Annotated in this window: 13 protein-coding genes and 1 pseudogene; 3 read left to right on the forward strand and 11 right to left on the reverse strand. The window is 56.7% G+C overall.

Going from position 1 to position 13,624, the window contains the following annotated elements; translation table 11 throughout:
• Positions 1-232: 232 nt before the first annotated feature.
• The 4 genes from PFAS1_RS09710 to PFAS1_RS09725 form a co-directional block, all read right to left on the reverse strand.
• Positions 233-943 carry an SDR family NAD(P)-dependent oxidoreductase gene (locus PFAS1_RS09710; RefSeq protein ID WP_076029012.1) on the reverse strand — a complete coding sequence of 237 codons (711 nt, stop codon included), beginning with the start codon at positions 941-943 and terminating at the stop codon, positions 233-235.
• A 43-nt stretch (positions 944-986) separates the two neighbouring features.
• Positions 987-1,643 carry a DsbA family oxidoreductase gene (locus PFAS1_RS09715; protein WP_076029013.1) on the reverse strand — a complete coding sequence of 219 codons (657 nt, stop codon included), beginning with the start codon at positions 1,641-1,643 and terminating at the stop codon, positions 987-989.
• On the reverse strand, positions 1,640-1,861 hold the full coding sequence (locus PFAS1_RS09720) for a tautomerase family protein (protein ID WP_008149366.1): 222 nt from the start codon (positions 1,859-1,861) through the stop codon (positions 1,640-1,642). The genes PFAS1_RS09715 and PFAS1_RS09720 overlap by 4 nt, the downstream gene beginning before the upstream one ends.
• 210 nt (positions 1,862-2,071) lie before the next feature.
• Positions 2,072-2,260, reverse strand: a complete 189-nt coding sequence (locus PFAS1_RS09725; protein WP_076029014.1) for a hypothetical protein — start codon at positions 2,258-2,260, stop codon at positions 2,072-2,074.
• 200 nt (positions 2,261-2,460) lie between these two features.
• Between PFAS1_RS09725 and PFAS1_RS09730 the strand changes: the two genes are divergently transcribed.
• Positions 2,461-3,618, forward strand: coding sequence for an AAA family ATPase (locus tag PFAS1_RS09730; RefSeq protein ID WP_076029015.1), 1,158 nt, complete (start codon positions 2,461-2,463; stop codon positions 3,616-3,618).
• 256 nt (positions 3,619-3,874) lie between these two features.
• Complete coding sequence (locus tag PFAS1_RS09735; RefSeq protein WP_076029016.1) at positions 3,875-4,168, forward strand: DUF3077 domain-containing protein; 294 nt, start codon at positions 3,875-3,877, stop codon at positions 4,166-4,168.
• Positions 4,169-4,224: 56 nt separating this feature from the next.
• Here PFAS1_RS09735 and PFAS1_RS09740 read toward each other — a convergent pair whose 3' ends face one another.
• The 4 genes from PFAS1_RS09740 to PFAS1_RS09750 form a co-directional block, all read right to left on the reverse strand.
• Positions 4,225-5,838, reverse strand: a complete 1,614-nt coding sequence (locus PFAS1_RS09740; protein ID WP_076029017.1) for a Fic family protein — start codon at positions 5,836-5,838, stop codon at positions 4,225-4,227.
• Positions 5,839-5,869: 31 nt separating this feature from the next.
• Positions 5,870-6,133 carry a hypothetical protein gene (locus PFAS1_RS29455; RefSeq protein WP_156886712.1) on the reverse strand — a complete coding sequence of 88 codons (264 nt, stop codon included), beginning with the start codon at positions 6,131-6,133 and terminating at the stop codon, positions 5,870-5,872.
• A gap of 90 nt (positions 6,134-6,223) precedes the next feature.
• Positions 6,224-7,525 (reverse strand): OprD family porin, encoded by a 1,302-nt coding sequence (locus PFAS1_RS09745; protein WP_076029018.1) that lies wholly within the window; start codon positions 7,523-7,525, stop codon positions 6,224-6,226.
• Between the two features lie 254 nt (positions 7,526-7,779).
• A complete protein-coding gene (locus tag PFAS1_RS09750) occupies positions 7,780-8,451 on the reverse strand; it encodes a DsbA family protein (protein ID WP_076029019.1) in 672 nt (223 codons plus the stop codon).
• 254 nt (positions 8,452-8,705) lie between these two features.
• Between PFAS1_RS09750 and PFAS1_RS09755 the strand changes: the two genes are divergently transcribed.
• Positions 8,706-10,796 carry a TonB-dependent receptor gene (locus PFAS1_RS09755; protein ID WP_076029020.1) on the forward strand — a complete coding sequence of 697 codons (2,091 nt, stop codon included), beginning with the start codon at positions 8,706-8,708 and terminating at the stop codon, positions 10,794-10,796.
• 196 nt (positions 10,797-10,992) lie between these two features.
• On the opposite strand, the gene PFAS1_RS09760 is transcribed toward PFAS1_RS09755, so the two are convergent.
• The 3 genes and pseudogenes from PFAS1_RS09760 to aguB all read right to left on the reverse strand — a co-directional run bounded on the left by PFAS1_RS09760 (position 10,993) and on the right by aguB (position 13,440).
• Positions 10,993-11,205, reverse strand: coding sequence for a hypothetical protein (locus tag PFAS1_RS09760; protein ID WP_076029021.1), 213 nt, complete (start codon positions 11,203-11,205; stop codon positions 10,993-10,995).
• Positions 11,206-11,450: 245 nt separating this feature from the next.
• Positions 11,451-12,556 (reverse strand): annotated as a pseudogene (aguA, locus tag PFAS1_RS09765) (agmatine deiminase).
• Between the two features lie 5 nt (positions 12,557-12,561).
• Positions 12,562-13,440 (reverse strand): N-carbamoylputrescine amidase, encoded by an 879-nt coding sequence (gene aguB / locus PFAS1_RS09770; RefSeq protein ID WP_076029022.1) that lies wholly within the window; start codon positions 13,438-13,440, stop codon positions 12,562-12,564.
• Positions 13,441-13,624: the final 184 nt, after the last annotated feature.

Genomic DNA, 13,624 nt, shown 5'->3' on the forward strand with positions numbered 1-13,624 from the left:
CTACTCAGCAACGAGCGGCATTTACGCTCATGGGACGCTTGTTTTTTCAGGGTTTGCCAGGGTGTGGGACTGAGTAGTCACCCGTCAGGCTAAGTGGTCGCGCATAGGCATTACAGAGAAAAGGGGGCCGAGAAAAGCGGACTAAAAAGAGGACGGATTTACTTTTTCGACTCTACAAAACAAAAGCCCTCGTACGAGGGCTTTGTTGTTTCCGGGGTTTGGAAAAGCGGTCTTAGTGACCCGCACTCTGCCCACCATCCACATGCAAAATCTCGCCAGTAACAAAGTTCGCGCTGTCCAGATAAACAACAGCCTGCGCAATATCACTGATCTCGCCCATGTGCCCGACCGGGTGCAGATTCCCCAGCGCTTCATGAGTTTCTTCACCATGCATCGGCGTCTTGATGATGCCCGGGGAAACCGCGTTCACCCGAATCCCGCGCTTGGCGTATTCAATGGCCAGGGACTTGGTTGCCGCGTTCAATCCACCTTTAGTCAGCGAAGCCAGTACCGACGGCACGCCGTCGATGGCGTGGTCCACCAGGCTGGTGGTGATGTTGACGACGTGGCCTTTGCCTTGTTTTTCCATCTCGGTAATCGCGAGTTGGGTGATGTAGAAGAAGCCGTTCAGGTTCACCGACAGCACTGCGGCGTAGTCTTCTTGGGTGTAAGCGGTGAACGGCTTGGCAACGAAGATCCCGGCGTTGTTGACCAGGGTGTCGATGCGGCCGAAACGTGCGATGGCTTCACGGATGACTTGCTGGGCGACTTCCGGGTTGCCGATGTCGCCCGCCACAGTGAGGATGTCCGGGTCGTTGGACGGTTTGATCGAACGCGAAGTGGCGACAACTTTGTAATCCAGATCACGGAAAGCTTTGACCATGCCTGCGCCGAGACCTTGGGAGGCGCCAGTAATGACGATGACTTTTTTCGAATTGCTCATGATGAACCTCAACTAATAAATGGTGGTTTGAAAAAGTAAGTAATCAGGCTTCGGCGGGGGCCTTCGCCATTTGTCTCAACATTTGTTCGTAGTACTCGACCGACTGCGAACCGGACACCAGGTGACGACCGTTCAGCACCATGGCTGGAACCGAATTGATGCCGCGCTGGCGGTAAAACGCTTCAAGCTCACGCACTTCTTTGGCGAACGCGCCGGACGCCAACACCTCTTGAGCAGCCACCGCATTCAGTCCCGCTTCAGCAGCCAGACCCACCAGCGTCTCGCGATCGCTCGGGTTCTGGCCGTCGGTGAAGTAAGCGCGCAGCAGGATCTTCTTCAGTGCGACCTGCCGCCCTTCCTGCAACGCCCACATCAACAACCGGTGAGCATCAAACGTGTTGTAGAAGTGGCTGCGCTTCTCCAGATCGAACTTGAAGCCGATGGCCTCACCGCGAGCGATCTGCATCGCTTTGCCGGCGGCGACGTCTTCGGCGGTTCGTCCATACTTGCGCATCAAATGCTCGACCGCTTTTTCGCCGACTGCCGGCATGTCCGGGTTCAACTCGAAGGGCTTGTAGGTCAGCTCTACCGAAACCTCACCGGCCACGTTCTCGATCGCCTGCTCCAGCGCCGTCGCACCCAAGGCGCACCACGGGCACACCACGTCGGAGATGAAATCGATGGAGACGGTCGCGGTCATGACTTCCCCTCCGCCTCAGCCAGCTGCTTGCGGTACTGGGTGGTGGTGATGCCGGCGTAGCCCCAGTTATCGGTGTCGACTTCTTCGATCACGATGTGGGTCAGGTGCGGATCCTTGTTGAGGACGCGCTGCAGGGTTTCAGTGATTTCGGCGATCACCTGAGCTTTCTGCTCAGAGGTAACGCCATCGCGGGTGATGCGTACGCTTACGAAAGGCATGAGGAATCTCCAAGTGACCTTCCCTTCGGAATGAATGGGTCGGCGTTGGAGTTCAATGTATGGGGTTGGTTGGAGGGGATAAAGGTGGGGGCGGGAACATCATTAGTTACGTGGTGTAATGTATGCGCGCGCGGAGTAATAGCTCTGATGGTCCATCTCAGGCGATGACTAATCTGTAGGAATCAGCACCATCCCCCGTAGTCCAGTTTTTTACGTGTCGTTATTTTCCAGTTTCGGCGACACGTTCTTGTGATGTGTCGCTGACGACGACATGTACACCTCAATGCAATCCTCTGTTTGCCGCGGGCGAACCTCAGAGGTCCGAACGGCGCGGCTCGCATTCATTTCGCGCACGGACTCCAGTAGATCCTTCTGAAACTGGCGCAGTTCAACATCCATCTGATCTCTCCTTTGTGGAGCAACAAGTATCAGCAGGCTTATCCAAATTGTGAAGAATTATGGCTGGGCAATAATTATTGCCCAGCCATAACGCTCACCCAAATCTGCAGCATTGAAGTGCGCTCAGGCCGGTTTCCAGTCTTTATGCTAAATTATGGCTGGCCAATAATTATGACGTATCCATAAAAAGAGGTAATTGCATGAGCAGCATTTTTCAGCGCCCTGAACTAGCTGAAGAGATGGCGAACCAGCTTCTTAATCCGGGTGTTCTCGATGAAGGTTTACGCTCAGGTCTGTTTTTATCCGGCCTGCGCAGGACCGGTAAAACGACATTCCTGAGGAGCGACCTCATCCCTGCGCTGGAAGAAGAGGGTGCTCTGGTCATTTACGTCGACCTATGGAGTGACACGCTGGCCAATCCAGCAGCACTGGTGCATGACGCCATCCGTAAAACCCTGCAGCAGCTCCAAACACCAGGCTCCGGTTTGCTCGAGATGCTCAAGCGTGTCAGCGGTGTTGATGTAGGCGCTGCAGGATTCAAATTTGGTTTCAAACTCGACAGCATTGGCAGTGCAGGCGGGCCTACTCTCGCGCAGGCGCTGACTGAAGTGGTCGATCAAGCGAAAACCGATTTGGTGCTGATAATCGACGAAGTACAACATGCCATTTCTTCCGACGATGGTAATCAGCTGCTTCTGGCACTCAAAGCTGCTCGTGATGCGATCAATCCTCGACCAGAAACACCGGGTTACTTTCTATTTATTGGAACGGGATCGCACAGGGCGCAAGTCAGCGAGCTCACGGCAAAGAGGAACCAGGCATTTTCTGGTGCGACATCGACAGCGTATCCAGTACTAAAAGGGGATTACGTTGAATACCTGCTTAACCGGCTCGCTGCGACGGTGAAGAAAGAAAAGCTCCCTTCACTCGAAATCGCCATCGAAGCATTCAATACCTTGGGGAACCGGCCTGAGGAAATGCTCAAAGCCTTGCGGCAACTCATGCAGCAAGAAGGTGATCCCGATCTTTTCCTGCCTGTAATTGCCAGCACATTGCGCTCAGCAGCAGCCAGCATCGAACTTGAAAAAGTGGAGCTGTTAGGCAGCCTGGCTCAGGCTATTTTCAATAAAATCGCGTCTACGGAAGGCGATGCTCGGGGTATTTTCTCAATCGACGCTGCAACTGAATATTCGAAGACGGTGGGCCGTGAGGTGCGCGTTGAAGAAATTCAGCCAGTGGTAATTGCACTGGTTGCCGAGAACATAATCATGCGGCGCGGGCATGGAATTTATGCGATTACGGACCAGTTTGTTCAGGAGATTTGGTTGGAAGAACGAGCGCTGATTGATGCTAGCTAGCGATCTCCACGCTGTTGCCGTTGCTTGTCGAACCAATCAATTCCACACCGACGCCAGCACCTAGCCACGATTGCGCATCCTCCTCCCTCAAGCTACCTTCAGACCGTCGCTGCCAATTCAGCGACCGGGCCTGAGAACTCGAATTCGATGTAGGAACCACCGGAGTTCTCCTTATGCCTGCCCGCAATCTATTCAAAATTTCCGTTCCCGCTTCACTGGTTACCACCCACCACCGCCCAAAAACCGGAGGTGCCCAATGACCAATCCCCAAGACCTGAAAACCATCGGCCTCACGCCTTTCTCCTTCCACGGCAACCAACCGCTGTTCCGCATCAACGCCGGCGTCCCGGTCATCCAGGCCCTCTCCCACGCCTCAGATCTGCTCCACATCGCCAAACTTCTCGCATCTGACGCCGCCATGGTTCGTGACACCGACCGGCATGCCTGGGCGTCGCATTTTTTGCAGGAGATGAGTAAGGCGATCATCGATGACGTAACGAAGGTGCTCGATGCACCGGGTAACAACCGAGCCAGTAACGTCGCGCCCTAAACAAATCGCACACAAGAAAAAGCCCCGAATCAATCGGGGCTTTTTGCGTAAGTCGGTCATCGACCCACTGGCTGATTCGGGTGATATCGATCACTCACGCTACTGTCTATCGGCTCCTCCCCCCGAACCGACTCAGCCACAGCTTCGATAATGGCGGCCCAAATATCCGGCCTTGCCAGCACAGGCATTTCCTTTGCCAATACGTTGCTCAGCTTCCCTTCGTTCTGCTCTATGGATCGCAAGAGCCGATCAGCCTGTTGATCAGGCATCTCAACGACCTCCTTGATTGCCTGCCTGGCCCTTATGTGACTGCGCAAATACCGCGACTCTTCACGCATCTGTTCGGTGATGGTGCGGCGAATGACGTTAGACATGAAAACAACGTGTGGCCCCAGGTTCGGATAGCGCCACACCGGGCGGGCCTGATCCTGGCCTGTGAATTCAATATTCGAGACCACGCCGTCAGGATATTGCGTACGAGTGTTGGCGAATGCTACCTGGTCTCGTATGCCTTGCATGAGCGGTTTTGAAACCTGATCCAGCACGCTGTCATAAAGACGCCGCTCAGCAGAGTCGTCGGTGATAACAGCTGAAATCGGAAGAATCACCGGGTCTGGAATGGCCCCATCACGACGCAGAATGTCGTTGATCAGGAAGCGATGGACCCGGCCGTTGCCGTCGGCCAGCGGATGGATATACACGAAAGCGAACGCTGCTACAGCACTGCGCATGACCGGGGATTGCCCTTGAGTACGATTCAGAAAGATGCGAATGCCTTCCAACATCCGCTCCAAATCGCTCTCCGGGGGAGCGACATAATGGACAATCTCCTGATAGCGGACAGTTTCACCAACAAACACCGGAGATTGCCGAATTCCCAGGCGTGTCAGTGTGGTCACTGCGCCAAGGATTTCTTCTTGCATCTCAGCAAGTGCAGCGTCGGTGAGTGGCAGTTCGCCCTGACCGGTTCGTCGCGCCAACACATCTGCGAAACGCTGAATACGCGTAGAACGATCCGCCTCCCCTTCAATGGCGAAGCTGGCTTTGCTTTCCCTGAGCGTCATCCATGCGGCGGCGCGCAGCAGAAGCGCTTCGCCAAACTCCGCGGTCAGTTGACCAAAGAGGTGAGGCACATCGAGGTCCGCTGCTGACTTGACGGCTGCTGTCTTGACGACGATTGGGCAAAAATAGCTCGAGCCCGGCAGGTTGTCATTCACTCGCCAACGCGGCACTTTCACCGCCTCTTCAGGTGAAGCCGCCACCATCAGATCGGCGTTGATGGCGTCGACATACTTACCGCCTATAGGTTCTGGCGCCTGTAACCGCTCGCCAGTGAGCCACTCAAACAAGAACGCCGACCTACGGGCATATTGGCCGGTGGGCTCGTCATTCAACCAGCCTTGTACCGGTGCAGCACCCACCTTGGTAAACAGTCTGGTCAAGAACTCAAGGTTCGGGACTTCATGCCGCAGGTGAAATTGCAGATGGGATGAAAAGTCCGGACCGGGGCGCATGTTTTCCGTATAGGTCTCAAGACGAAATCCGTCTTCGACCTGAGTTGACCGTCGGCTACCGACCTGACTTAACACGGGTAGCCGTGCCATCGGCCGCACGTCGAATGTCGTTGCTAGCCAGGCAGCACCGATGGGGTCTACGGGAAACTCGCTCACATCACACTCCTTTTAAAACCACGGCCATTAATCAAACCACCACAAATGGAGAGTAACGATCAAAATCAGGTCCCGCTGCATAAAAATGATTATTTTTCGGTGCTAATGCATAAAAACGAACATTCAGAGCACATAAAAATTGAGCTCCGCTATTGAATTGGGCACCGTCGAACTGACCCCAAACGCATAAAAACGATTTTATTTGCTCAAAAACGATCATAAATCTGGCTTTTTGCACAAAACCGTTTCGAATCCGGACTTTCCCACTGAGCCCCTCACGCAATGAAACCCGCAACGCCCCCCCCTTCATCCAAAAAAAAGCCCCGAACCAGTCGGGGCTTTCCTTTCTCAGCCTTGCATCAGGCCTCGATAACGCAACCGATCATCAGAAAATGTTGATCGGGTAATCCACGAACACACGCACTTCGTTACCGCTGGAGTTGTACTCACTCGATTTCTGCGACACACGCAGGATCGAGCTGCGCAGTTTCACGCTCAGGTCTTTGGCCGGGCCGCTTTGCACGACGTACTTGAACTGGTTGAAGATTTCGCGCTCGGTCCCGCCTTCGCTGGTGGAGGTGGTGATGTTGTCGCCGCGCACGTAGGCGAAGTTGTAGCTCAGGCCTGGAATGCCGAAGGTGCTGAAATCGAGGCCGTAGCCCAGCTGCCAGCTGCGTTCGTCTTCGGCGTTGAAGTCGGACCAGTAGGAGTTCGCCAGGTAGATGGTGTTGCCGCCGTCGCCGACGCGACCTTGATCCTTCTGGTAGCCGCCGTAGGCATAGCCCAGGTTGCTGTCGCCGGTGCTGCGCTGGTGGGCGAGCGTGAACGAGTGCGCGCCGGTGGCGAAGGTGGCGGCCAGGCTCCAGATCTTGTTGTCGTCGCCGGTGACGATGCTTTGGCCGGGCACGGTGTTTTCGCGGACGTAGGAACTGTCCAACTTGGTGCGGTAGCCGTTGAAGTCCAGGGTCAGGGACTGATCCTTGTCGATCGGGAACACGTAGTTGGCGTTCACGTATTGCTTCTTCAGCACGTCTTCGACGTCGGAGGCGTACAGCGCAGCCTTGAACTGTTCGGTGAACTGGTAACTGCCGCCCAACACGTTGATCGACTTCAGGCCGCCGCTGTCATGGCCTTCAGCACTTTTGCGCGATTCGGCGGTGAAGCGACCGGCGTTCAGCTCCAGGCCTTTGATCTCCTTGGAGGTGATCAGCGTGCCGGTGTAGCTTTCCGGCAGCAGGCGCCCGTTGTCGTAGCTCAACACCGGCAGGACTGGCATCTGGTCGCCGTAAGTCAGGACAGTGCTGGATACGCGGAATTTTACCGCGCCGCCGGCTTTGGCCAAGTCGCCGGCCGGGTTACCGCTGTCGCCTTCCTTGAAGAAGTCGATGCCTTGGCCGCCGCTGTGGCTACCACGGTCCAGACGCAAGCCGTACAGACCGAAGGCGTCAACGCCCACGCCGACGGTACCTTGGGTGAAGCCCGAGGTGTAGGTGCCGATGGCAGCCTGACCCCATTCACGCTGGTCGTCGTTGCCGTCTTTTTTGTCGCGATTGATGTAGGCATTGCGCAGCAGCACTTTGAGGCTGCTGTCTTCAACAAAGCCCTTGGATTCGGCCTGGTCGTTAGCCATGACCTGTGTAGCACTCAACATCCCCAGAGCGATCAGGCTGATTCGCTTGTTCAACATTTTGTTCTTTTCCTTATGATCGGTTGATACGCACTGTGTCGAACGGCTGAAACGGCGCTATCGCACTCTTTTTTCACCCCAAACAAAAAGGCCCGCGCACGAAGAAATCGTGGCGGGCCTTTTTTGTTATTTTTATGAGTCGTGGCGGTTGGCCACAGGCGTGGGGCGAATCCTAGCCGCGCCCTTAATGGTGTGTCAATTTCATGAATCGTCTGTGAATAGGCGAAAAACGTCTAAGAAATCACTTGTAAACGTCAATCGGCGCAGCCGTTCAGGCCACAGGCTTGAAGCGCTGATGACGACGCTTGTGCGGGAAGCGACTGACTCAGCCATGCCGCGAAGGCTTGCGGCTTGCCGAGCCATGGGCCGATATCGATCAGGGTAAATTGGCCGTTGCGTTCCAAGGCAAAAGTGGGGAGGCCCTGGCCGCCGACTTCGGCCAGCAACGCTCGACTGTCCTTGATGTGGCGATCGGTTTCAGCTTCTTTGAAAGCAGCCTGGAACGCTTGAGGTTCCAGGCCGAGGTCTTTCGCGAGTTCTAACAACACCGCTTCATCGGCAATGCGCCGACCTTCCTCGTAGTGAGCACTCTGCAATCGCCCCAGCAATTCGAGCCCTCGGCCGGCGTTCTGCTCGGCTGCCAGCACCGCGGCAATCGGCGGTGCGGAATCGAACACGGCGGTTTCATCGCGCAACAATCCTTCGAAATACGCCTCGCCGAATGGCTGGCCGGTGTACTCGGCGATACGTCGGTCGTGGGGCATCACGTAGTTGCGCAGGTGTGGCGAGACGGTCTGGCGGTTGGCGCCGGTCATCATGCCGCCGCCGTGGGCGATCACGGACAACACCGCCTGGGCGGCTTGCACCAGCGGTTTTGCGCCATAGCACCAGCCGCATAACGGGTCGTAAATGTAGTGAAGGACCATGAGAAGACTCCGGCAAAAGCGTAGGAAAACGAGATGCCGGCAGATTAGTCCTCCGCCCGTTTCTGAAAAACGCTGGAATGGCTTTCAGTCTGTTTCATGAATCGGTCGAATGGCCTCACGGCCCCACTGCAGCCATCTCGACACAATTAGAAATAATCAAACAGCGGAACCTTTCAAGAATAATTAACGGAAGCAAATAACAAGCATTACCATTCGCGCCCTCGAATTTCTCCACCCTTTCGGATGCGCTTCAGATGCCTGCCCCCTTTCGCCTCACGCCCGTCACCCTTGGGCTTTCTGCATTTCTCTCGGCCGGTTTTGCCTGCGCCGCGCCCACTGTATTACCTGAGACGTCGATCAGCGCCGAAGCCGAAGCCGATGACCCGCGCGTGAAAGAAACCAGCACCGCGACCCGCACCGCCACGCCGGTGCGCTACGTTCCACAAGCCATCGACTCGATTAAAACCGCGAACGTCGTGGATTACGGCACCAACGACCTGGGCACCGCGTTGAGCGGCATCCCCAACGTCAGCAGCGGCGCCGACACTCGCTTCGACAGCCTGCGCATCCGCGGTTTCGACGCCAGCAACGACTTCTACCTCGACGGCATCCGCGACGACAGCCAATACGTGCGCGATTTGCACAACATCGAACGCATCGAAGTGCTCAAAGGCCCGGCCGCTGTTTTGTATGGCCGTGGCAGTCAGGGCGGGATCGTCAATCGGGTCAGCAAGCTGCCTGAATTCGGGCGCCGCTCGACCCTTGAGGCCCAGGGCGGCAGCGATGATTTGCGCAGCCTCTACGCCGACCTCAGCACCGACCCGAGCGAGAACATCAGCCTGCGCCTGAACATGGGCAACATGGATCAAAACAGCTTCCGCGATGGCGTGAGCGGCAATCGCCAACTGTTCGCTCCGTCGATGAGCTGGCAACTGACGCCGGACCTGAACTGGCTGGTGCAGTACGAATACAGCCGCTACAACCGTACGCCGGATCGCGGCATCCCCGGGGTAAACGGACGCCCGGCAGACGTAGGACGGGATACGACCTACGGCAGCGAGCACGATTTCATCGACGACAAGTCGCAATCGCTACGCTCGAAGCTGAGTTATGAGCTCAGCGACAACTGGCAACTGCGCCACACCCTGGGCGTGTTCAAGCTCAACAGCGATTTCGACAACACCTACCTGACCGGTTACACCCCGGCGACCAACAAGGTCACGCGCCAGCACTGGCAACAGGACCTGAGCACCCGCAACGTCTACAACAACGTCGAGCTGGAAGGCGGTTTCGACACGTTCGGCCTCGAGCATCGCTTGCTGACCGGCCTCGAAATCGGCAGCCAGCGGCGCGACCCTACGCTGTACAACGCGGCCACCGGGCGCGGGACTCAGCCGGTGCCAGCGCTGGACCTGTACAACCCCGACCGCAATTTGCGCCATACCGGGCGGATGCAGGTATCCAGCAGCTCTCACACCGAAGTCGAAAGCCGTGCGGTGTACGTGCAGGATCAACTGCGCCTGAACGATCAATGGCAACTGCTGGCGGGTTTGCGTTACGACACTTTCGATATCGAGTCGACCAACAAGCTGCGGGATATTTCCGAAGATCGCGACAGCCATAGCACCAGCCCACGTGTAGGACTGGTGTGGACGCCGCTGCAGAATCATTCCTTCTACGCCTCCTGGAGCAAGACGTTTTCCCCGGTCGGCGGTGGTTTGATCGGTATCACTCCAGGCGCCGCCGGCAACAGCAACGACCTGAGCCCCGAACTGACCAAGCAAAAGGAAATCGGCGTGAAGAGCGACTGGCTCGATGATCGCCTGAGCACCACGTTGGCGATCTACGAACTGGAACTCTACAACCGTCGTACCAGCGATCCCGACAATCCGACCGTCACCTTGATGACCGGCCTGCAACGTTCCCGCGGGATCGAGCTGACGGGCACCGGCAAGATCGCCGGCAACTGGTACGTGCGCGGTGGCGTGGGTGTGCAGGACGCGACGGTCGAAAAGGACAACAACGGCTTTGAAGGCAAACGCATCAGCAACGTGGCCAAGCATAACGGCAGCCTGTTCCTGACCTGGAAACCGGAAATGGGCTGGTACGCCGAAACCGGTCTGACTCTGGTGGGCCAGCGTTACGCCGACAACCTCAACACCACTGTGCTGCCAGGTTATGGCCGCTGGGATGCCTTGGCTGGGTTCCGGCAGAAGGATTGGGATTTGCGCGCTGCGCTGAACAACATCAGCGACAAGACCTATTATTCTTCGGCCACCAGTGCGGCGCAGATTCAGCCGGGTGAACCGCGCAGCGTGGTCGTGACCGGGACCTACAGCTTCTAAATTCACTGCGATCCAATGTGGGAGCGGGCTTGCTCGCGAAGGCGGTGTGTCAGTCGACATTAATGTTGAATGATCGATCGCCTTCGCGAGCAAGCCCGCTCCCACATTGGATCTCCAGTAATCACGAAAAAACCTTCGCCCATAAAAAAAGCGCCGCCATCCCGGCAGCGCTTTTACCAATCCGTTGTTTTTCTTCTTATCCTTCCATCACATCCCACAACGCTTCCAGCTCCGCTTCGCTGAATAACCCAGCGGGGTAGCGTTCGATCATCGTCCGGCGCGGATCAGGTTCTCTGATCTGACGCGTTCCATTGGACTTCAACCAGTGCGCCAGAACCTGGAGCGATTCGCTGTTTACTGCCAGGGGATGCAACGCCCGCTCGTTCACCACATTCATTTCGGCGTTCATTTCCGCGCTCTCTCCTGGATTGTGAGCGGCTAACTTATCCAAGGTTTATGACAGAACATCGCAGTTCTCCCCCCTCCCTGTTTACCCCCTGAGCGATACAAGAGCTGTGCCAAAGTTTCATAACTGTCGACGGGCGGATACAAAAAAGCCCGCAGTCCTGTAGGGCTGCGGGCTTTGTGCTAAACCTCGAGCGAAAACGTTTGCCTGAATTATTTTGCAATCAACTCAAGCTGTTACAACTGCACTCACTCTTTGTGGGGGGCTGGCTGTTGTTGGGTAAGGCAGTGGATGTTACCGCCTCCCAGTAACAGTTCGCGGCCGGGCACCATCACCACTTCGTGCTGCGGGAACAGATTCTGCAAAATCTCTTTTGCCGGGCCATCCAACGGATCATCAAAGCTTGGCGCGATAATGCCGCCGTTCACGATCAGAAAGTTCACGTAGGAACCGGCCAGACGCACGGTCGGATTACGTTCCTGAGTCCCGTCCACCGGATCCACACCCGCGCACTCTTCTTCGGTCGCATACAGCGGCCCCGGAATCGGCATTTTGTGCACCGTGAATGGGCGACCCTTGGCGTCGGTGCTGCTCTCCAGCACTTTCATTGCCGCCTGGCAGCGCGGGTAGTTCGGATCCTGCGGGTCATCGGTCCAGGCCAGCAACACTTCGCCCGGGCGCACGTAGCAGCAGAAGTTATCCACATGACCGTCGGTTTCGTCGTTGAACAAACCGTCCGGCAGCCAGATGATTTTATCCACAGCCAGATTCGCGCTGAGCACCGCTTCGATTTCTGCACGGTTCATGTGCGGGTTGCGATTGCGGTTAAGCAGGCATTCTTCGGTGGTGATCAGCGTGCCTTCGCCATCGACGTGGATCGAACCGCCTTCAAGCACAAAGCCCTCGGTGCGGTAGCGCTGGCTGCGCTCGATCTCGAGGATCTTGCCGCCGACCTGGGAATCGCGATTCCACGGCGAGTACAACCCACCGTCGAAACCGCCCACGAATTGAAGTCCCAGTTCACACCACGGACTTCGCCACTGTTATTGATGACAAACGTCGGGCCCGTGTCGCGAACCCAGGCGTCGTCGCTGGACATTTCCACCACACGAATATTCGGCACGTCCAGACGCGCACGGGCGTTTTCGTATTGGCCGGCGGAAACCGCCACGGTCACCGGTTCGAAACGCGCAATGGCTTTGGCCACCGCGACGTGCGCGGCTTGCGCCGGTTTGCCACCCAGGCGCCAGTTGTCCGGGCGCTCGGGCCAGATCATCCAGGTCTGGGTTTGCGGCGCCCATTCGGCGGGCATGTAAAAGCCGTCGGCGCGAGGCGTGCTGTGCAAAGTGGTCATGACAATCAGGACTCCAGGGAACCGTCGAGGGTTTTCAGTGTGCCATACAGGTTCGGGCGACGATCACGGAACGAGCCCCAAGCGCTGCGGATGTGTTCCAGTTCGTCCAGGTCGAAGCTCTGAACCAGTACGCCTTCTTCGGTTTCGTTGAGTTCTTGAACCTTCTCGCCGAACTGGTTGGCGATGAACGACGAGCCGTAGAACGTAATGTCGTAGCCATCCTGCTCTTCGTTGCCGATGCGGTTGCTGGCGATCAGCGGCATCAGGTTGGCGCCGGCATGACCTTGTTGCACACGCTGCCAGTGATCGCGGGACGAAATGCTCTTGTCGTGTGGCTCGCTGCCGATCGCAGTCGGGTAGAACAGAATTTCCGCGCCCAGTAACGCCATGCTGCGGGCGCATTCCGGGAACCACTGGTCCCAGCAGATGCCCACGCCGATTTTCGCGTAACGGGTGTTCCAGACTTTGAAGCCGGTATCGCCCGGATTGAAGTAGTACTTTTCGTGGTAGCCAGGGCCGTCCGGGATATGGCTTTTACGATAAATCCCGAGGTTGCTGCCATCGGCATCGATGATCGCGATGCTGTTGAAACGCGCACGGCCTGCCAGTTCGTAGAAGCTGACCGGCAGAACCACTTGCAGCTCTTTGGCGACTTTCTGGAAGTGCTTGATGGCGACGTTCTCTTCAACGGTCGTGGCCAACTGCAGGTAATCCGGGTTCGGCTTCTGGCAAAAGTACGGAGCCTCGAACAGCTCCTGGATCAGGATGATCTGCGCGCCTTGCGCCGCGGCCTCACGGACCAGCCGCTCAGCGGTCTCGATATTGGCTTCAAGGTCCCAGGAACAGGCCATCTGGGTGGCAGCAACGGTAACGATACGGCTCATGAATCATCTCCTGGGCAATGCTTGAGGGTCGAGTGTGGCATCGACCAATGACAGAAATGGGAAGCACCGGGCGTGGTGAGGCCACACCGGAGCAGCGGTGACTTTATAGCCGATAAAAATCGGCTTTTAAAGCAACAAATTCTCCACCTGTCGTAAATATCTCAATTAACCCAGATAATAATCG

Origin of the sequence: Pseudomonas frederiksbergensis (genome assembly GCF_001952935.1) — a bacterium.
GTDB classification, from domain to species: domain Bacteria; phylum Pseudomonadota; class Gammaproteobacteria; order Pseudomonadales; family Pseudomonadaceae; genus Aquipseudomonas; species Aquipseudomonas frederiksbergensis.